Genomic DNA, 278 nt, shown 5'->3' with positions numbered 1-278 from the left:
CGACGAGGCGCGGCGCATTCTGCAGGCAGCAAAGACAAATGTCGCCGAAGCGCGCTCCTCGCTCGATGCGCTGCGACTGAAAGCCGTGGCGGAGCGTGCCAATGTCTTCACCGATAACGAAGCGCAGGTGCGGCTGAGGGATCTTGAGCGCGACGCCCGCTCGGCAGCGGCGATCTATGAGACCTATCTTACCCGGTCACGCCAGCTCGCCGAACAGCAATCGATCGATTCCACCAATGTCCGCGTTATTTCGCAGCCGGTTGCGCCGAACTCCAGAA

General features: G+C 61.9%; 1 pseudogene. It reads left to right on the top strand.

The annotated features are described in order from the left end of the window. A pseudogene (locus tag EN804_RS36915) lies at window positions 1-278 on the top strand (cell shape-determining protein); the annotation flags it as partial.

This window comes from Mesorhizobium sp. M8A.F.Ca.ET.161.01.1.1 (assembly GCF_004792105.1).
Classification (GTDB): Bacteria; Pseudomonadota; Alphaproteobacteria; order Rhizobiales; family Rhizobiaceae; genus Mesorhizobium.
This window is presented reverse-complemented; position numbering and strand designations above follow the sequence as displayed.